The organism is Christiangramia crocea, assembly GCF_022410465.1.
Taxonomy (GTDB): Bacteria; Bacteroidota; Bacteroidia; order Flavobacteriales; family Flavobacteriaceae; genus Christiangramia; species Christiangramia crocea.
In genome coordinates this window covers 1-19269 of record NZ_JAJSON010000026.1, presented here as the reverse complement: position 1 = coordinate 19269, position 19269 = coordinate 1, and the positions used below count along the sequence as shown (strand labels likewise).

18 protein-coding genes and 1 tRNA gene are annotated in these 19269 nt (G+C 40.0%); 4 read left to right on the top strand and 15 right to left on the bottom strand.

Annotated features, from left to right (window positions below; all coding sequences use genetic code 11):
• Positions 1-60: 60 nt before the first annotated feature.
• The 12 genes from LU635_RS14755 to LU635_RS14700 form a co-directional block, all read right to left on the bottom strand.
• On the bottom strand, positions 61-1479 hold the full coding sequence (locus LU635_RS14755) for an MFS transporter (protein WP_240100274.1): 1419 nt from the start codon (positions 1477-1479) through the stop codon (positions 61-63).
• A 170-nt stretch (positions 1480-1649) separates the two neighbouring features.
• On the bottom strand, positions 1650-2303 hold the full coding sequence (locus LU635_RS14750) for a response regulator transcription factor (protein ID WP_240100273.1): 654 nt from the start codon (positions 2301-2303) through the stop codon (positions 1650-1652).
• Positions 2304-2354: 51 nt separating this feature from the next.
• Positions 2355-4172 carry a sensor histidine kinase gene (locus LU635_RS14745; protein ID WP_240100272.1) on the bottom strand — a complete coding sequence of 606 codons (1818 nt, stop codon included), beginning with the start codon at positions 4170-4172 and terminating at the stop codon, positions 2355-2357.
• 13 nt (positions 4173-4185) lie between these two features.
• A complete protein-coding gene (locus LU635_RS14740; RefSeq protein WP_240100271.1) occupies positions 4186-4770 on the bottom strand; it encodes a DUF4202 domain-containing protein in 585 nt (194 codons plus the stop codon).
• 15 nt (positions 4771-4785) lie between these two features.
• Positions 4786-5163 carry a nitrite reductase small subunit NirD gene (gene nirD, locus LU635_RS14735; RefSeq protein WP_240100270.1) on the bottom strand — a complete coding sequence of 126 codons (378 nt, stop codon included), beginning with the start codon at positions 5161-5163 and terminating at the stop codon, positions 4786-4788.
• Between the two features lie 21 nt (positions 5164-5184).
• Entirely contained in the window at positions 5185-7695 is a 2511-nt protein-coding gene (gene nirB / locus LU635_RS14730; RefSeq protein WP_240100269.1) for a nitrite reductase large subunit NirB, read from the bottom strand.
• A 331-nt stretch (positions 7696-8026) separates the two neighbouring features.
• Positions 8027-8100, bottom strand: a tRNA-Arg gene (locus LU635_RS14725).
• Positions 8101-8189: 89 nt separating this feature from the next.
• Positions 8190-8465, bottom strand: coding sequence for an ATP-dependent Clp protease adaptor ClpS (locus LU635_RS14720; RefSeq protein ID WP_240100424.1), 276 nt, complete (start codon positions 8463-8465; stop codon positions 8190-8192).
• Positions 8466-8519: 54 nt separating this feature from the next.
• Positions 8520-9353, bottom strand: a complete 834-nt coding sequence (gene prmA / locus LU635_RS14715; protein ID WP_240100268.1) for a 50S ribosomal protein L11 methyltransferase — start codon at positions 9351-9353, stop codon at positions 8520-8522.
• A 1-nt stretch (position 9354) separates the two neighbouring features.
• A complete protein-coding gene (gene tpiA, locus LU635_RS14710) occupies positions 9355-10107 on the bottom strand; it encodes a triose-phosphate isomerase (RefSeq protein WP_240100267.1) in 753 nt (250 codons plus the stop codon).
• Positions 10108-10253: 146 nt separating this feature from the next.
• The gene (locus LU635_RS14705; protein ID WP_240100266.1) at positions 10254-11348 is read right to left on the bottom strand and encodes a BT_3928 family protein; all 1095 of its coding nucleotides are present in this window, start codon (positions 11346-11348) and stop codon (positions 10254-10256) included.
• A 13-nt stretch (positions 11349-11361) separates the two neighbouring features.
• Complete coding sequence (locus tag LU635_RS14700; protein ID WP_240100265.1) at positions 11362-11922, bottom strand: DUF1599 domain-containing protein; 561 nt, start codon at positions 11920-11922, stop codon at positions 11362-11364.
• A gap of 87 nt (positions 11923-12009) precedes the next feature.
• On the opposite strand from LU635_RS14700, the gene folP reads away from it, so the two are divergent.
• Together folP and cdaA are read left to right on the top strand one after the other, a co-directional pair.
• Complete coding sequence (folP, locus tag LU635_RS14695; RefSeq protein ID WP_240100264.1) at positions 12010-12834, top strand: dihydropteroate synthase; 825 nt, start codon at positions 12010-12012, stop codon at positions 12832-12834.
• Between the two features lie 37 nt (positions 12835-12871).
• The gene (gene cdaA, locus LU635_RS14690) at positions 12872-13645 is read left to right on the top strand and encodes a diadenylate cyclase CdaA (RefSeq protein ID WP_240100263.1); all 774 of its coding nucleotides are present in this window, start codon (positions 12872-12874) and stop codon (positions 13643-13645) included.
• Positions 13646-13648: 3 nt separating this feature from the next.
• On the opposite strand, the gene LU635_RS14685 is transcribed toward cdaA, so the two are convergent.
• Both LU635_RS14685 and truA read right to left on the bottom strand, forming a co-directional pair.
• The gene (locus LU635_RS14685) at positions 13649-15415 is read right to left on the bottom strand and encodes an ABC transporter ATP-binding protein (protein ID WP_240100262.1); all 1767 of its coding nucleotides are present in this window, start codon (positions 15413-15415) and stop codon (positions 13649-13651) included.
• Complete coding sequence (truA, locus tag LU635_RS14680) at positions 15416-16162, bottom strand: tRNA pseudouridine(38-40) synthase TruA (RefSeq protein WP_240100261.1); 747 nt, start codon at positions 16160-16162, stop codon at positions 15416-15418. It lies immediately after the preceding gene.
• 109 nt (positions 16163-16271) lie between these two features.
• Here truA and LU635_RS14675 point away from each other — a divergent pair, with 109 nt between their 5' ends.
• Positions 16272-16760 (top strand): metallophosphoesterase family protein, encoded by a 489-nt coding sequence (locus LU635_RS14675; protein WP_240100260.1) that lies wholly within the window; start codon positions 16272-16274, stop codon positions 16758-16760.
• Between the two features lie 59 nt (positions 16761-16819).
• On the opposite strand, the gene LU635_RS14670 is transcribed toward LU635_RS14675, so the two are convergent.
• The gene (locus LU635_RS14670; RefSeq protein WP_240100259.1) at positions 16820-17230 is read right to left on the bottom strand and encodes a DUF4293 domain-containing protein; all 411 of its coding nucleotides are present in this window, start codon (positions 17228-17230) and stop codon (positions 16820-16822) included.
• Between the two features lie 196 nt (positions 17231-17426).
• On the opposite strand from LU635_RS14670, the gene rho reads away from it, so the two are divergent.
• Positions 17427-19034, top strand: a complete 1608-nt coding sequence (gene rho / locus LU635_RS14665) for a transcription termination factor Rho (RefSeq protein WP_240100258.1) — start codon at positions 17427-17429, stop codon at positions 19032-19034.
• The last annotated feature ends 235 nt before the right edge of the window (positions 19035-19269 follow it).

The window sequence follows — 19269 nt, the reverse complement described above, 5'->3', positions numbered from 1 at the left end:
TACGGATACTCTAAAGAACCTTTACTTTTTTTATAGTTTATTGATTTTTAACTAAATAGATTAAGCATTTGCAGGCACAACATCCAGGGAGGCGTTAAGTTCTTCCCTGGCCAGCTTCTCATCTTTTACTGAGAATCTTATTCCCAAAGCAACTATTCCGGATGCTATCACGGTAAGACCAATAAACAGATATCCTTCTGAAACTGCCTGGGCAGAGGCTGCAGATTGCGCTGAGCGTATTACATCCTGGCTTAAACCTTCGTTGGCTGCTATCGCTACCTTTTCAGCGGCGCCCGATTTAAATTTCAGAAGCAGGGCTGCCAGGAAAGCTCCAACATTACCTCCCGCTCCCACGATCCCTGAAATAGAACCGATCGCTTTTTTATTAATAAACGGTACCACTGAAAAGGTTGCTCCTTCGGCCATTTGGACTGAAAGACTGAAGAGTATTAAAAAGCCTATGGCTATGTAAAGATTGGTAATCCCTGAGAAGGAAGAAAGTACAATCCCCTGCACCACCAGGATAAATGATAGAAATAAAACTCTACCCCGTAACCCCTTTAATTTCCCGAATCTATCGCCAAAAGCGCCTCCCAGGGTACGGGCAAAAATATTCATTAAAGCGAAGGACAGTACCATATTTCCCGCCGTGATCCTTTCCAGCTGAAATGTGTTTTGAAGATAATCGTCCATGGTTCCATAAACGGTTAATTCTATTCCAAAACTACAGGCATATACTATAAATAAAATCCAAACCCTGTAATCCTTTAATGCGTTTAAAAAACCCACTTTATCCTTTTTGATTCCGGGAACATCTTCTTTTTCTGATAATTCACTGAAATTACCTTCAGGGGTGTCCTGCGTAAAAAAGTAATAGACAATTCCCATTGAAAAACACAGGATTCCGGCTATGATAACCGAATATCTCCAGGCCGATGATTCTGCCACGCCCAGAGCTATAACGAGAGCGGCAATAAGTGGCATTCCCAGGCGATTTGCTCCTCCTCCAAGATTTCCCCATCCTGCTGAAGTAGCATTTGCTGTACCTACTACATTGGAGGAAAACATTAAAGAGGTATGAACCTGGGTTATAACGAATGATGCCCCTATAAAACCTGTGAGCAATCTGCAAATGAGAAACTGATCGGCCGTTTGTACAAAACCGGTTAAAATCACAGGTATAGATCCAAATATAAGTAACCAGGTATAGCAGAGCCTTGGTCCATATTTATCACAAAGTTTTCCAATAAAAAGCCTGGCAAAGACGGTCCCGGTTACTGCAAGCACCACGGCACTCCACTTTTCTGACGGACTTAATCCAAGCTCCCTAACCACATCTGGCATGAAAGGAACAATTCCGAACCACGAGAAAAAACAAAGGAAAAATGCGAATGAAGTGATCCAGAAAGTGCGAATTGGGACACTTTTGATGTTTTTGAGATTTAACTTGGTTGCTTTTTTAGATATTGAATTTTTCATCACGTATGATTTTAAAGCGCCAAATTAAGTATTTTTACTTAATATGTACTTATAAAATATACGTATTTATGAAAAATTACGTACTCCGAAATAAGCCCTATTTGATTTTAAGGAATCTGTATAATAAACTCAAATGAGTGATTTTTTTTTAAAGAAATGATTTGTTGCTATCAGGCGAGTTGATACTCCCGTGCTTTATTGGTAAGCTCTATAAGGTTCTTAACATCCAGTTTCTTCATAAGGTTGAACCTGTGTACCTCAGCTGTCCTTTTACTAATTTCCAGCTCATTCCCTATTTCCTTATTGCTTTTTCCTTGTAGCACCAGTTTAAGTATCTGCTTTTCTCTTTTGGTAAGATTAAATGGATCCTCCTGTTTCTTCTCCTTCTCAACAGGCTTTCCATCTGTGAAATTATTTATAAGAATGGCCGAAATATCACCAGAAAAGTATTTACCTCCACTTGCTACTTTATGCAAGGCTTTAAGAAATTCATCTTTGCTGGATCCTTTTAAAAGGTAGCCATCAGCTCCTGCCTGAACAGACTGCACTACGTATTCTTCGGAATCATGCATGGAAAGAACAAGAGTCTTAACATCCCACTTATTATCACGGATCTTTTTAACGACCTCGATCCCGTTCATTTCAGGCATACGTATATCTACGATAAGAAGATCAGGCAGATCCTTTTCAAGAATCCCGATGGCTTCCTTTCCATCTGAAGCTTCGGCAACCACCTCCATATCGGGTTGTTCTTCCAGTAATGACTTTATTCCATCTCGAACCAGAACGTGATCGTCTGCCAGCACTATACGTATATTATCCATTTTTCAATTTAAATTCTGCCCCTAAAATTAGTGATTTTTTAGGTATTCTCTTTATTCTGTCAAAGGGATGTTAAGAGTTACCCTGGTTCCTTTACCGGGTTCAGAATTTATAAAAAGTCGGCCATTGATATATTTTATGCGTTCTCTCATGAATGTCATCCCCATACCTCCGTCACCATTCCTGGTCTTAACGTTTTTCATATCAAAACCTTTTCCATTGTCATCTATAGTTATACTAAGTATGCTGGAGCTATGGGAAACCGTAACTATAATATGAGTAGAATCGGCATATTTAATGGCATTATTAATAGCTTCCTGGGTGATCCTGTAGATATTGATCTCAATTAAAGAGTTCATGCGTTGGGCAAAGCCCGTCTTATCATATAATAGAATATTCTTTCCGGTTAGTTTACCAAGCTCCCGGGTAAGTTTGGTAAGTGCCGGAATAATCCCATGGTCACTAAGTTCGGGAGGCATTAAATTGAAGGTCGCCGTCCTGACTCCTTTGATAATGCTTGCTGTGAGCTCTTTAAGGTGTTCAATCTTCTGCTCGGCCTTCTCAGTATTATTAACATCTATACTTTCCAGATTAAAACTAAGGCCGGTAAGCATTTGACCAATTCCATCGTGAATATCCTTAGCGATACGATTCTGCTCGTTCTCCTGGTTCTCAATGATCTTACTTGAAATCAGTTTTTGCTGATTCATCTTTTCCTCAAAGCTCTTCTGGGTGAGCCGCTCTATTTCAAGCTGAGCCTCCTTTCTACTGGTAATATCTGTTGCAATTACGAGAAGTTCCCACTTATCCTGGGCGGGATTAAAAGGAATAAGAGACATTTCCATCCAAACATCGGCTCCTTCGCTAGTGGTGGCTTTTACTTCTCCCTGCCAGCTTTTCCTGGCATTTTCTTCAAGTAAGCTCTCGATATTCTTTCTCTCCTCCTCATTTCCGGAAAGTAAAGCCTGAAATTTGCTGTAATCGCCAAACTTTCTGATCTTGAATAGCCTGGAAAATTTCTCTCCCAACTGGATAATATCTCCCTCCGGAGTGATCCTGGCGAATAAAAGTGTTTGATTCATGGCCTGATTAAGCACCCTTAACTCTTTAACCGATTTTTCCTTGGCCTGGCTTAAAAGATCGGCATCATGAGCCATTTTCCTGGCGTTTCCTTCAGCAATAAGTAGTTTATGTATGGTATTTCTAACGGCTTTAGCTGCCGGCCAGAAGATAAAGAGGAATTCACATAACAGGATCAAAAGAGTAATGGCCATTATGAAAAGTTCCAGGTTGCCCAATCTCACCACCTTTTCACTGGCCTCATATTCATATTGATTCACGATCCTGTCCATTCCTTCCAGAAAAGCCGCTTCATTACTTTTTACAGTAAGAATCTCATCCCGAAGTTCAGAAACGGACACCTCAGGCTCATTCTCAAGTTGAAGAATTATAGATTCGCTGGCATTTTCCATTTCCAGGAAATAGGGCTGTATCTGCGCGAACATTTCCCTGATCTTTTCACTGTTATTACCGGGAAGTCCCAGACTATCGCTTCCTTCTATGAGTGCATAATGAGAGAACTTCCATCTCTCAAGGGTAGAGTTAATATTCTCCTTAAGTTCTGATATTTCAGAAGTATCTTCTGCGATCAAAAGCTGAAGGCTTTCTTTGGTAAGTTTCTGGCTAAGCATCCTCTGGCGCCCCGCAATATTCACCACTGTAGAATCACTCTCCTGATCTTCAAGAAACTGATGAATAAGAATCTGGCTGATAATTACGGAAACGGCTATAGCACTAAGGGCTATAATATATAGTCGGCTTAGCTTTTTGAAGGTATGTTGATCCAGCGAATTTCCGGGAGTATTAGGCATCCACTTGAAATTTTTAGGACAGGGCCTGTTTCACAAGAGTTTTACTTCTGTCATCAAGAGGTAATTCAAGGGCAGCTTCATGTCCTTTTTCCGACATTTTTGCCCAGGTTTTCCTAATGATGTCAACCACTTTCTCATCCTCATGCTTTGCAGCAAAATCCTTAAGATAATATTCCAGAAACACAAGGCAGATAACGTCCTCAAGTGTTTGAGAATCCTCATCTTTTTTAATCTTTTTCTTCTGGATAAGGAATTTCACCCGGTCTATAAACTCTTCATCATAACCAACCTCTTCGAGGATCTCTCCCGTGATCTGAGCATGCAGTTTCTTAAGCTCATTTCTCCATTTCAAATAGCCCACGCGGGTGGATGGATATTCACTACGCTCTACTTTCCAACGACAGATATGCTGTGCCCTGGCCGCAATCTTAAGTTCTTCAGGCGCATCGGGAGCAAAATCTTCCAGATGCTGAGTCATTCTTTGAGAATATAAAAGTTCCTTAGGGGCTATTTTCCCATTATTGAACTCTTCCTTATTGGGATCTTCAGAATTCCTCGCATCTATACGGCGTATCGCTTCTTCAAATTTTTTATCCATCAGATTTTGCTGGTGTTAATCAGAAAAACCAATATACACATTTTCATCCTCAATCTTTACAGGATAAACCGCGATATTATAATCATCACCGTTGAGATTATTCCCGTCTTCAAGGGAAAATGTCTTTTTATGCATTGGGCAGGCTACCTTCGGAATTCCCTCATCTTCACCAATCATTCCACGGGAGATCACCATCTCAAGCTTATGCGGACAAAGATTCTGACAGGCATACCATTTGGATATTCTCGTAAAATGAAACACGGCAATTTGCTTGTTTTCATATTTCACGCAGGCACCCCCGTCCATCGGAAAGTCGGTGGTTTTTCCAGCCTTGAACCATTTCTTTACATCTGTGGCAGTAACCGAATTATATTGTTCTATAATATTTTGCATGATCTTTCAGTTTTAAAAATGTTATTTCCAGACTCTTGTCTTCTTCTGATCTCTCATCGGAACAAATTCCAGGTTATCATCGGTATCATCAGAGTTCACAAAATGTTTAAAACGTTTCATCATCTCCGGATCTTCAATCGCCTGCTTCCATTCGCATTCATATTTATCTACGAGTCCCTGCATTTCTTTCTCTAATTCTTCAGCTATTCCAAGAGAATCATTCACCACCACATCTTTAAGATATTCGATCCCTCCTTCAAGCTTTTCCAACCATGGCGCAGTACGTGTGAGTGGCGGAGCGGTACGTATGTAATACATCAAAAATCTGTCTATATATTTGATACAGGTTTCATCATCCAGCTGTTCAGCCAGCAGGATCGCATGTTTTGGAGTGGCTCCCCCATTCCCGCATACATACAGGTTCCATCCGCTCTCTACGGCTATAATCCCGAAATCCTTTCCACGTGCTTCAGCACACTCCCTTATACAACCTGAAACGCCTCCTTTTAATTTATGCGGTGATCTTAAACCTTTATATCTTTCTTCAATACGTATGGCAAAGCTTACGCTTTCATGCATACCATACCTGCACCAGCTTGAACCTACACAGCTTTTTACCGTTCTCAGGGATTTTCCGTAGGCGTGACCGCTCTCAAAACCGGCATCTATAAGTTCCCGCCAAATATGTGGCAGTTGATGGAGTTCAGCTCCAAAAAGATCGATTCGCTGTCCTCCGGTGATCTTTGAGTAAAGGTCATATTTCTGTGCAACCCTACCCAGAACCATCAGTTTTTCCGGAGTTATCTCTCCGCCCGGCACGCGTGGCACAACCGAATAACTACCATTCTTCTGAATATTCGCCAGAAACCTGTCATTAGAATCCTGAATGGTGACCTGCCTGTTCGCCGTTTCCATATAGATACTGGAAAAGATGGAAGCCAGCGCCGGTTTACAAATTTCACAACCATTCCCCTGTCCAAAAAGATCAAGGGCCTCGTTATAATCCTTTATTTTATTAATCTTGATAAGATCGTATAATTCCTGCCTGCTGAATTTAAAGTGGGAACAAATAGTTTCTTTCACTTCCTTGCCCATGGATTTCAGAGTAGCCTTTACAAGGTCGGCTACCATGGGTTTACATCCACCGCATCCCGTTGCGGCTTTTGTCGTCTTTATAACATCTCCCAGGCTTTCACAGTCTCCACTCTCCACAGAGCAACAAATTGCTCCTTTAGTAACACTTTCACAGGAACATATCTGCGCCGTATCAGGATAATCCATGGCGCTTCCCATGGCACTTTCTTTTCCGTCTTTGGAGGGAATAATAAGGTCTTCGGGATTTTCGGGCAATTTCATCGCATTGATGTAGAGCTGAAAAAGATTATTATAATCTGAAGAGTCACCTATAAGGATACCTCCCAGAAGTTTTTCTCCCTCCCTGGAAACATTGATACGCTTATAAATTCCCGAACGTTTATTTTCATAGACGATGGTGGCAACCTCGTCATTATCGATAAATGGATCACCAAAACTGGCCACCTCGGTCCCGATCAGTTTTAATTGTGTAGACATATCGATGGTCTCGATCATTATTTTATCGCCACCGGTGATCTGCTCCACGGCCACTTCGGCCATATTATAACCCGGTGCAACAAGGCCATATAGCCCTCCATTATAAAAGGCGACTTCACCTATGGCATAAATATCTTTATTTGAAGTCTGCATTTTATTATTGACCCACACCCCTCCGCGTTCACCGGTCTTCAAACCAGCATTTACCGCAAGCTCATCCCGGGGTCTGATTCCGGCAGAAATAATTAGCATGTCAGTCTTAAGTGAAGTGCCGTCAGAAAATTCCAGACTTTCAACGCCTTCCTCTCCTGTAATTACTGAAGTGGCTTTATTAAGGTGAACATTGATTCCCAGACTTTTGATCTTGGATTCCAGCATTTTACTGGCAGACTCGTCCAATTGTCTTGGCATTAAACGAGGAGCAAATTCCACCACATCTGTTTGCATTCCCAGTTCCCTGGCGGCATTTGCCGCCTCCAGGCCAAGGAGCCCTCCACCCAGAACAGCCGCCCGGGTCTTTCCTTCCTTTTTTAACCTGGAAGCATAATGCCGCATCGCGTCAAGATCTTCAATGGTACGATAAACAAAGACGCCGGGCTTATCTGTTCCATTGATCGGCGGTACAAAAGGGTAGGAACCTGTGGCTAATACAAGCCGATCATAATTATATACCTCATCCTTATAGGTAATAACCTCTTTTTGTTCAGGCCTTATCTCTTTGATCAGTTCTGAAGTACGTAATTCAATATCATTTTCGTGATACCAGGATAATGGAGCCATTAATAGTTCATCTGGCTGTTCCCTGGAAAAATACTCACTAAGATGAACACGATCATAAGCCGAGCGTGGTTCCTCACCAAATACAAGGAGTTCAAAGTCCTTTCTTCGCGGTGAGGCAATGAGTTTCTCACAGAATTTATATCCCACCATTCCATTACCAACTACAATTATTTTTTCCATAACTACGTATTTACTAAACAAATATATGTAATAATACTTAGTTAATTATACGTAGTAAAAGAAAAATTACTCTAACAAGGAAATATTTTTTGATTTCGTAATGAATGTATTGGAGAAATTCAGGTATTATAAAAAATACAGCGATTCATTACATATTTGTAATTATACCAGCTGATCAAATCCGCCCGAAAGAATCATAATTGTTTGTCTGAAGTAGGATTCAATACAAATGGGTGATTACTGAAGATGTCCGAATCAACTTTTGTAAGTATGAGGAGGAATGGAAGAAATAAAAAACCCCTTCAATTTGAAGGGGTTATGAATTTTAAAGTGACCTCGGCAGGATTCAAACCTGCAACCTTCTGAGCCGTAATCAGATGCGCTATTCAGTTGCGCCACGAGGCCTTATAATCATTCACTTTGTGTCTCACAAAGCGGGTGCAAATATATCGTTTATTTTAAAAACTGAAAATGTTTAAAAAGATTTTTTTCGACTAAATGATCTCAGCACTCAATCCGGCATCAAGCATTTTAGAACAGCGAGGTTTGAGTTCCTCATAAGGTCCCGTTTTAACGGTGCATTTTCCTTTGTAGTGAACAAGGATGGAACATTGTTCAGCCTGTTCCGGAGTATGGTCACAGGTGTAGATAAGGGTTTCTATAACATGATCAAAGGTATTGTAATCATCATTATACAATACGATCTCATTCTGCTTCTTCTTTTTGGTCTTTACTTCAAGCTTTTCTAATAATTCTTCTTTCGTGCTCATCATCAAAATTTTCTCATGCAACTTAATTCAAAGATACAAATTATGATAAAAACCTCAGCGTGAAAACTTTGCAGCTACCCAGTCGTTCCTTTCAAAATTTTCTACAAAGTACAAACCAAGCTCTTTGCAAGCCTTTTCAATTACGGGCAAATCTCCACTATAGAAACCACTTAGAAACAAATTCCCTTCTGGTTTAAGGCTTTTTTCATAAACAGGCAGGTCCTTTAAAAGAATATTCCGGTTAATATTGGCAAGGATCATATCATAGGTCCGGCCTTCGAGCAACTCTGCTCCACCTTCTTCAACATTTACATGCTCACAATCGTTGCGTGAAATATTCTCAAGAGTATTAAGATAACACCAGTTATCGATATCTATAGCATCAATTTTAGAGGCTCCTTTCATTGCGGCAAGGATAGCCAGGACCCCGGTTCCACATCCCATATCCAGAACTGATTTACCTTCCCATTCATTCTTAAGGATATGCTGGATCATCATATGGGTGGTAGCATGATGACCGGTACCAAAAGACATCTTGGGTTCGATCACAATATCGAATTCAGCATCTGTTTTGGGGTGAAAGGGTGCCCTTACACTGCAATGTTCATCAACCAGGATAGGAGTGAAATTCTTTTCCCACTCTTCGTTCCAGTTGAATCTTTCGATCTCACTCATGGTATAACTGATCTCGAATTCTTCAGACTGCAAAATATGAACACCCGCGAGCAGATCGTCTTCATATTCCTCCACGGGAATATAAGCAGTTACTCCATCATTATTCTCTACAAAGCTTTCAAATCCCAGATATCCCAGTTCAGCGATTAGGATTTCAGAAGCCGGTTGTACCGGTTCTGTTTTGAACTGAAATTCAAGGTAATTCCCACTCATTTTAGAATGAATTTACAATCTCCACAAAGTCTATTGCATTTAGACTGGCACCACCAATAAGGCCACCATCCACATCTTCTTTCGCGAAAATTTCTTTGGCGTTACCTGGCTTCACACTACCCCCATAAAGTATGGATGTATTTTCTGCTGTTTCAGCTCCTATATTCTTTTCCAAAAGTTGCCTTATATGTTTGTGCATTTCCTGAGCCTGTTCAGGGCTGGCTGTTTCTCCGGTACCAATGGCCCAAACCGGTTCATAAGCCAGAATAATATTGCTCCAGGCACTTTTATCAAGCTGAAAAAGACTTTCCTTCAATTGGGTTTCAACCACCTCAAAATGCTTATCACTCTTCCTGTCTTCGAGTTCTTCCCCAAAGCAAAAGATCACGGTCATTTCATTATCTATTGCTGTCTTTACTTTTTTCTCAAGTATTTCGTTTGTTTCATTGAAAAAGGCCCGGCGTTCACTATGACCCAGGATTACCGTTTCCACACCTACACTTTTAAGCATGGATGCTGAAACCTCTCCGGTAAAAGCTCCCTTTTCGCTTTCATGCATATTCTGAGCAGCAACAATTATTGAAGTATCCCTTAAAGCCTGAAAAGTAGGGTAAAGATTAGTAAAAGACGGTGCCACCATAACTGTAGCCTCTGGCTCTTTTACCATTTGAATTTTTAAACGGCTAATAAGCTCTTCCGTTTCAGCAAGATCGTTATTCATTTTCCAGTTTCCGGCTACGATATTATTTCTCATGATATAAATTTTGGTTGAAATTTTTCGAGCTGAAAATTTCGGTTTCAGCTCTAATCACAAATATAAGTAAAGGAGTATTGACTGACTCTTAATCCAGAGCCAAACCTTTATATTTTAAGGATTTTTTAAAGACTGGTGTAAATTATTTATAATTCAATATCCGAAGCATCAAACCAGTGCTTTTTCTGGGTGATCGTGCCTTTTTCAAGAGTGAGTATCCCCGGGTTGGAGCGTACGATCGTCTTTAATGCAGTCTCATCGGTTTGATAGAAATCGAAATTTAGATCATACTTCTTTTTTAATGCATTTTGAAGCTGATCACCTGAAGCCGTGAGTCCTATAACCCTGTAGCCTTTTTGATTCGCTTCTTCACTAAGAGATTTCACGGCTTTATAGCCTTCCCTTTCCGTAGACCTAAGATTATAGGCTATAATAAGCAGTACCTTATCCTCAGAAAGTATATCCCCGGTAATATCTCCCTCCTCGCTTTCTATCACAAAATCATGAATTGGTGGCACGTAGCCTTCTTCCACCTGAGTGGTCTCCACACCAATAAACTCCCCTTCTACCTGTGGATATGCACCATTATTCCTGATTATCTTTTCTTCCCCGTTTTGACTGAATTTCCATTCATATGCAAATACAGCTTCGGCAGCCCCTTCGGGCACACTCATTTTTTCAGCAATATTATTCCCCACTTTATAAGGACGAAAATCGAAAACCGGCAAATGCATTAATACGTGATAGCAAAATGCAAAACTGGCAATGAATGATATAAAAATCACCCATTTATGATATTTTGGAGAAAATATTGGGTTTATAAACTTCTGATTGAAGAAGATAATAAGTATGAGGATAAATAATATCACATCCTTATAAAAGGATTCCCATGGAGTTAAAGGGATGGCATCCCCAAAACAGCCGCAATCTGTCACCTTGTTAAAATATGCCGAATAGAAAGTTAGAAAAGTGAAGAAAATGATCATCACCAACATACTCCAACTGGTAAACTTTCTTGCATAACCTATCAAAAGCATAATCCCCAGAACAAGTTCGAAAATCACTATAACAATTGCAATGATTAACGCAAACGGAATTAAAAATGGGATATCCAGAACAGGCTCGCTGAAATACTCCTGAAGCTTATAAGAAAACCCAACCGGATCATTGAGCTTTATGAATCCTGAAAAAATAAAAAGAACACCTACCAGAATCCTGGCTATACTTACAATTGCTTTCATTGATTATTCTGAATTAATTAGATTGTTGTTTCTCGTCGGCCTCCATAAAGTGTATCATAGCAAAAACCGAATAATTTATCATATCCTGGTAATTGGCATCTATACCTTCACTAACAAGGGTCTTTCCCTTATTATCTTCAATCTGCTTGACTCTTAATAACTTTTGAATGATGAGATCTGTCAAAGAACTGATTCGCATATCACGCCAGGCCTCACCATAATCATGATTTTTATCCATCATCAATTCCTTTGTTTCAGAAATATTTTCATCATACAGGGCAGTTGCTTCCTCAACTGTAAGATCAGGCTGATCTGCAATTCCCTTTTTCAACTGAATAAGGGCCATGACCGAATAATTTATGATCCCTATAAATTCCGATTTTTCATCTTCCTCAATTTTACGCACCTCACTTTCCTGCAGTTGACGAATTCGCTGGGCTTTTATAAATATCTGATCGGTAAGGGAAGGCAGCCTTAAAATTCTCCAGGCACAGCCGTAATCTTTCATTTTATTAAGAAACAAACTCCGGCAAACTTCGATTACCGAGTCGTATTGTTTTGAGGTATCCTGCATGAAGTAGTTCTAATTTGCGTAAATTTCGGGCAAATATTTCAGATAGTCAAAGTTATTTCTCCGGCTGTTTAAAACCCGACCATTAGTATGTTCATCAATTGCAAAGGAAATTTAATCGATCTATCCCAACCAAAGATCATGGGGATAATCAATATTACCCCCGATTCTTTTTTTAGCGGAAGCCGTTCTACCTCTGAAAAAGAAATTCTGGAGAATACTGAAAGAATCCTAAAGGAAGGAGCAGATTTTATTGATCTTGGTGCTTATAGTTCCAGACCCGGGGCCGATGATATCCCGGTGGAAGAAGAAATGAAACGAATGATCCCTTCCGTTGAACTCATCCTTAAAAATTTTCCAGGAGCCCTGCTTTCAATCGACACCTTCAGATCTGAAGTTGCCGCCGAAAGCATTCAGGCCGGAGCTGCTATTATCAATGATATTTCAGCTGGAAAACTGGATGAACAAATGCTTCAGGTAATTGCCAGATATCAGATTCCTTACATTATGATGCACATGAAAGGAACACCCCAAAATATGAAGGACCTCAATCAATATGAAGACCTTGTAAAAGATATTCTTTTTTATTTTTCTGAAAGGACCAGGGCGGCGAGAGACCTGGGAATTAATGATATTATCATCGATCCGGGATTCGGATTTGCAAAGAACATAGAGCAGAATTATGAACTCTTTTCTAAACTCGAAATTTTCAGGAACCTTGAATTACCTATATTAGTAGGCATCTCAAGAAAAAGCATGATATGGAAAAAGCTTGGTATTTCGGCAAATGAAGCTTTAAATGGAACCACTGCATTAAATTCCATCGCGCTTATGAAAGGAGCCAGTATTTTACGCGTGCACGATGTAAAAGAGGCTGTAGAATGCATCAAATTAACCCGTGAATTGATAAACTAATTTTAGATTTTCTATTTTTACATAAAACCCCAGCAATTTGGACATCTTAGATCTTCGAATTCTCGATATCCTCGACATTGTTTTTGTAGCCCTGCTTCTATACTATGTGTATAAACTGGTGCGTGGTACGGCAGCTGTAAATATCTTTATAGGTATTGTGGTTATTTACCTGGCCTTTTTACTTACGCAGCTTCTTCAGATGGAACTGCTAAGCAGTGTCCTTGGTGAGTTCATCGGGGTTGGAGTATTCGCACTAATTGTTGTTTTCCAACAGGAAATCAGGAAATTCCTTTTAATGATCGGTTCTACGAACTTTACGCAAAAAGGAAGGTTTTTCAGAAGCTTCAAGTTCAATCGCGATGACTTCGACTCAAAGACAAATGTGGAAGCCATAGTAAATGCCTGTGAGGCTATGGGGAAAACCTACACCGGCGCATTAATGGTGATCCAGAAAAGCAGCAAGCTGGATTTTGTGAAGAACACCGGCGACAAAATGAGGATAGAGCTCAATCAACCCATTATTGAATCTATATTTTTTAAAAACAGTCCGCTTCACGATGGCGCTATGATTATTGAGGAGAACAAGATCACCGCGACCCGGGTTATATTACCGGTTTCCAATGATCGTTCTATTCCCTTAAGATTTGGTTTAAGACACAGAGCTGCGGTAGGTATAACAGAAAAAACAGACGCCCTGGCACTGGTTGTAAGTGAAGAGACCGGGCAAACTTCCTATATCAAGGACGGGCAGTTCATTATGTTTGAAACGATGGAAGAGTTAAAAGATAAATTAAAGGAAGATGTCAATTAACAACTAAATAGCCTCCTCTGCCTTAAACTGCACCTCATACAATTTCTTATAATAACCATCGGCTTTCTGAAGCAATTCACGATGATTTCCAATTTCCACGATCTCTCCCTGATCCATTACGATAATCTTATCGGCTTTTTTAATAGTGGCCAGACGGTGTGCGATCACGATAGAAGTTCGCCCTTCGGTGATCTTATCTGTCGCCTCCTGAATGAGCTGTTCACTGTATGAATCCACCGATGAAGTTGCTTCATCCAGAACCAGGATACTGGGGTTGCTAACATAAGCCCTAAGGAATGATATCAATTGTCTTTGTCCTGAAGAAAGCATAGCCCCTCTTTCCTTAACATTATAATGGTATCCATTAGGGAGCGAGCTAATAAACTCATGAATTCCTATCTGTTTAGCGGCAGTAACAACATCTTCTTCTGAAATATCGGGGTTGTCAAGATTGATATTATTCAGAATCGTATCGGCAAAAAGGAAGACATTCTGCAATACCACGGCTATCTGAGCACGTAAGGATTTAAGCTGAATATCTTTAGTATCAATTCCGTCAATTAGAATGGAACCGCTGTTAATTTCATAAAACCGACTAAGCAGATTGATGATAGTAGATTTACCTGCTCCGGTGGCTCCAACTATAGCAACTGTTTCACCGGGATGTACTTTAAATGAGATCCCCTTGAGCACTTCCTCATCATCAACATAGCTAAAACGAACATTCCTGAATTCGATCTCGCCTTTAAGATTATCAACCTGAGTGGTTCCGGTATCTTCTATCCTCGCTTCGGTATCAAGGATCCCAAATACACGGTTCGCTGCCACCATACCCATTTGGAGGGTGTTGAATTTATCTGCGATCTGTCTCAAAGGCCTGAACAGCATCTGGGATAACTCAATAAAGGCAACTATGATACCCAGCGACATCTCATCTCCGGCCACAACTCTCAATCCACCAAACCATACGATCAAACCTATGGTAATGGAAGTTGACATTTCTGCAATCGGGAAAAATATCGAGTTATACCAAACCGTCTTCACCCATGCTTTCCTGTGCTTATCATTAATTTCCTGGAAACTGGCATATTCGGTCTTTTCCCTAGTAAATAACTGAACGATCTTCATCCCGGTAATTCGCTCCTGAACGAAGGTATTAAGATTGGCTACCTGGGTTCTGACTTCCTCAAAGGCCAGTTTCATTTTTTTCTGGAAGACACGGGTAGCATAAAGAATAAAAGGAAGAACCATTAGCACCAGTAAGGTCAATTCCCAGCTTTTATAGAACATTACCCCAAGCACCACCAGCATTTTAAGAAGATCGCTGATGATCATAAAAAGTCCCTGGCTAAAGATACTGGCAATAGTTTCAATATCACTCACCGCACGGGTAACAAGTCGGCCCACAGCAGACTTGTCATAGTATTTCATTTTGAAGCCGAGCATATGTTCAAAAAGCTTCACGCGTATATCGCGTACTACTTCCTGCCCAAGCCAGTTTGCATAATAGATAAAGCAAAACTGAAATAAAACTTCCAGTACAAGTACTCCCAGCATCAGGCTCACATAATATATAAGGCTGTCAAAATCGGCAGGGATCAAAGCTTCATCTACGGTCTCCTGAAGAAGGATTGGTCTTAAAACAGCAAATAGGGAAACCAGAATTGCGGCGACCGCAACAAAATAGAAAATTCGCTTATAGGGATTGGTGTATTTAAGCAAACGCTTAAACAAATCCATATCGAATGCATTTCCGGTTTTTGAAGCCATTTATTCTAATCTAATATTTTCAGGATACACAATCCTCGTTAAATATAATCCGTGAGCCGGCGCAGAAGCACCTGCTTCTCCCCTGTCTTCACTTTCAATAATTTTGTGCATTCGTGAGACAGGATATTTATTTTGACCAATATCGATAAGGGTACCTACAATGGCTCTTACCATATTCCTTAGAAATCGGTCGGCAGTTATATGAAAAACCAACTTATTATCCTGCTTTTTCCATTCAGCCTGATCAATCCTGCAATTATAAGTCTTTACGTCTGTACGACTCCTTGAAAAAGACTTAAAACTGGTATAGGTTTTCAAAATTGCGGCTGCTTCATTCATTTTTTCGATATCGACTTGCTGCCTCATCAGCCATACCAGGTCCTGACTAAAAACATCTTTCTCCTGTACAACATGATATTCATAACTTCGGGATATGGCATCGAACCTGGCATGTGCATCATTTCTTACCTCAAATATACCAGCTATGCCAATATCTTTCGGAAGCATGGAATTCAACTTATACTTCAATAAAGCTTTATCCAAGGGCTTATTATAGTCAAAATGAGCATACATTTGCCGGGCATGCACTCCCGCATCAGTTCTGCCCGCTCCTACTATTTCCACGTCTGAACGTAAGACCTTGCTTAGGTTTGTTTCCAGAACCTCCTGAACACTTATCGAATTCGGTTGATTTTGCCATCCATGATAAGCCTTTCCAAAATATGAGAGTTCTACAAAATACCTCAATTCCGCTTTATTTTTATATTAGCGAAATGCAAAGATAAGGCAATTATACCAAGGAAAAAGTCTTTCTGAAGCCATCCTTTGTTAAACGAATTTTAAAAATACCCACAATTTGAAAAAGATACTCCTTCTAAGTGATACTCATGGACATATAGATGACAGAATACTCCATTATGCCGGTGAAGCTGACGAAGTGTGGCATGCAGGAGACATTGGAAATCTGGATGTAACTGATAAACTACAGGCTTTAAAGCCTGTAAAAGCTGTTTATGGGAATATTGATAATGCGACAATCAGAAAAGAATTCCCTTTGAATAACAGGTTCGTGTGTGAAGAAATAGACGTTTGGATCACGCATATAGGCGGTTATCCCGGAAGATATTCACCAGCCATCAAAGATGAAATAAGAAAGCACCCTCCGAAGATCTTTATTTCCGGGCATTCCCATATCTTAAAGGTGATGAACGACAAAAATCTGAATCTTCTTCATATGAATCCGGGAGCAGCCGGAAAGCAGGGATTTCATAAGAAACGTACCATGCTCAGATTCAAAATAGACGGTAAAGACATAAAAGATCTTGAAGTAATAGAACTGGAATAAAAAAACCCGAAGCTTTCACTTCGGGTTTTTCACGCACTAATACTACTAAGATGATAGGCTTATCGTAATCGATCTACAGATTTTACGAGATCTTCGTCCTTTTTAATGGCCTTATTGGCCAGAACAAGAAAAACGATAGAAACAATAGGAAGAAACATCCCAATACCCTTCTCTGAAATATCCATTTCTCCAGGTAAAGTTAGAGACCAATAAACAAACACTCCTAGTAAAAAAAGGTTCAATATTATATTTAAACGCCCCAGCACAAACTGGAGTTTTCTATTCTTAAACATAAAGATGCTCACCAAAGAAATAGCCGCCGATGCTATAAACATTCCAAATGCAATTAACTGGTCCTGAGCATAAACCGGCTCTCCTGCCGAATTTTCCCAGAGTGAAAATACAAATATTAGTCCTGCACTCGTTATAATACTTAAAAGCAAGTAAACCGTTTGTATTCTTTGAAGCATAGTTTTTTCTGTTGCGGCACAAAAATAAAAGATTCTTTTTAGAATTCCTGCGTAAAAGTTTAAAATAAAGTTGTATTATTGCAAGAACATTTCGTAACCCATTCAATGTTGGTTACTTAAGTCTCCAAAACTTTTTGTTCTTCTTCGAGAAGTTTTTTAAAATCAACCCAAACAACAAAATTATTGTAACGCATTCATGTTTGAAATTTCAGAATTAAAAGCTAAAAAGCTTCCTGAACTTAAGGAAATTGCTGAAACGCTTAACGTTCCTAAGTACAAGACTTTAAAAAAATTAGATTTGGTGTATCAGATTCTGGATTACCAGGCATCAAATCCAAAAAAAGTGAAAGAAGTACTCACCGAAGAAAATGAGGAAACCACTCAGGAGAAGTCGAAAAGGCCTGCTAAAGTTGGCAGCAAAAAAAGACCACCAAAATCGGCAGACTCTTCTAAACCCTCACAAGCTAAGTCAGGAAAAGACACCCCTCATCCTTCCAAAAAAGATGACAGCCAGAGCTCAGGAAAAAGCGGACGTGACAGAGGTCAGTCCGGCAAAAAAGATACACGCGGGCGTAGCGATAACAGAAATGAAAATCGCAACGATAACCGCAGCGACAACCGCAATGACCATAAAAAGAATAATGGGAACCGTGATAACAGAAACCGTTATCGCGAACCCGATTATGAGTTCGATGCTATCATAGAAAGCGAGGGAGTACTGGACATTATGCAGGACAACTACGGTTTCCTTAGAAGCTCAGATTACAACTACCTTACTTCTCCAGATGACATTTATGTTTCCCAGTCACAGATAAGACTTTTCGGCCTTAAGACCGGCGACACGGTTCAGGGGCAAATAAGACCTCCTAAAGAAGGAGAAAAATATTTCCCCCTTATCAAGATCAATAAGATCAATGGGCTGGATCCACAGGTGGTAAGAGACAGGGTTTCTTTTGAACACCTCACTCCACTTTTCCCTAAAGACAAATTCAACATTGCTGAAAAGCAAAGCTCAATTTCCACAAGGGTAATGGATCTTTTTGCACCTATCGGAAAAGGTCAGCGTGGAATGATCGTATCACAGCCTAAGACCGGTAAAACCATGTTGCTTAAGGATATTGCCAATGCGATTGCAGCGAACCATCCTGAAGTATATCAGATTGTTCTTCTTATTGATGAGCGACCTGAAGAGGTTACCGATATGCAACGTAATGTAAAAGGTGAGGTTGTAGCTTCAACTTTTGATAAGGAAGCACATGAGCATGTAAGAGTTGCAAATATTGTACTTGAAAAAGCAAAAAGGCTGGTAGAATGTGGTCACGATGTAGTTATACTTCTTGACTCGATCACCAGACTTGCGAGAGCATATAACACAGTTCAACCTGCCAGTGGTAAGGTACTGAGTGGTGGTGTTGATGCAAATGCTTTACATAAACCGAAAAGATTCTTTGGTGCTGCACGTAATATTGAGAACGGAGGTTCGTTATCAATTATAGCGACAGCACTTACTGAAACAGGTTCCAAGATGGACGAGGTGATCTTTGAAGAATTTAAAGGTACCGGTAACATGGAACTTCAGTTAGACAGAAGAATCTCCAACAGAAGAATTTTCCCTGCAATTGATCTTGTATCATCAAGCACACGTAGAGATGATCTTCTTTTAGACGATAATACGATTCAACGTATGTGGGTGCTTAGAAAGTATCTTGCTGATATGAATCCTGTGGAAGCCATGGAATTCATTAATGATAAGATAAAAAGCACTCGAAACAATGAAGAGTTTCTAATCTCCATGAACGGTTAAATAAACTGTTAAACCCTACTTTAACAGCCACGCCCAAAAAGCGTGGCTTTTTTATTTTATCATAGTTTAATCTGTCACCCTGAATTCATTACAAAATTTCAAATCCCTGATTATAGAAACTGAAACAAGTTTCATAAATAAAAAAAGACCTCATTTTACAATGAAGTCTTTAGAGCGGGAGACCGGGTTCGAACCGGCGACATTCAGCTTGGAAGGCTGACGCTCTACCAACTGA

Excerpts from the sequence above, each read along its gene's own strand:
- LU635_RS14755 (WP_240100274.1), bottom strand. The coding sequence starts at position 1,479 with ATGAAAAATTCAATATCTAAAAAAGCAACCAAGTTAAATCTCAAAAAC.
- LU635_RS14750 (WP_240100273.1), bottom strand. The coding sequence starts at position 2,303 with ATGGATAATATACGTATAGTGCTGGCAGACGATCACGTTCTGGTTCGA.
- LU635_RS14745 (WP_240100272.1), bottom strand. The coding sequence starts at position 4,172 with ATGCCTAATACTCCCGGAAATTCGCTGGATCAACATACCTTCAAAAAG.
- LU635_RS14740 (WP_240100271.1), bottom strand. The coding sequence starts at position 4,770 with ATGGATAAAAAATTTGAAGAAGCGATACGCCGTATAGATGCGAGGAAT.
- nirD (WP_240100270.1), bottom strand. The coding sequence starts at position 5,163 with ATGCAAAATATTATAGAACAATATAATTCGGTTACTGCCACAGATGTA.
- nirB (WP_240100269.1), bottom strand. The coding sequence starts at position 7,695 with ATGGAAAAAATAATTGTAGTTGGTAATGGAATGGTGGGATATAAATTC.
- LU635_RS14720 (WP_240100424.1), bottom strand. The coding sequence starts at position 8,465 with ATGAGCACGAAAGAAGAATTATTAGAAAAGCTTGAAGTAAAGACCAAA.
- prmA (WP_240100268.1), bottom strand. The coding sequence starts at position 9,353 with ATGAGTGGGAATTACCTTGAATTTCAGTTCAAAACAGAACCGGTACAA.
- tpiA (WP_240100267.1), bottom strand. The coding sequence starts at position 10,107 with ATGAGAAATAATATCGTAGCCGGAAACTGGAAAATGAATAACGATCTT.
- LU635_RS14705 (WP_240100266.1), bottom strand. The coding sequence starts at position 11,348 with ATGAAAGCAATTGTAAGTATAGCCAGGATTCTGGTAGGTGTTCTTTTT.
- LU635_RS14700 (WP_240100265.1), bottom strand. The coding sequence starts at position 11,922 with ATGCAGGATACCTCAAAACAATACGACTCGGTAATCGAAGTTTGCCGG.
- folP (WP_240100264.1), top strand. The coding sequence starts at position 12,010 with ATGTTCATCAATTGCAAAGGAAATTTAATCGATCTATCCCAACCAAAG.
- LU635_RS14685 (WP_240100262.1), bottom strand. The coding sequence starts at position 15,415 with ATGGCTTCAAAAACCGGAAATGCATTCGATATGGATTTGTTTAAGCGT.
- LU635_RS14670 (WP_240100259.1), bottom strand. The coding sequence starts at position 17,230 with ATGCTTCAAAGAATACAAACGGTTTACTTGCTTTTAAGTATTATAACG.
- rho (WP_240100258.1), top strand. The coding sequence starts at position 17,427 with ATGTTTGAAATTTCAGAATTAAAAGCTAAAAAGCTTCCTGAACTTAAG.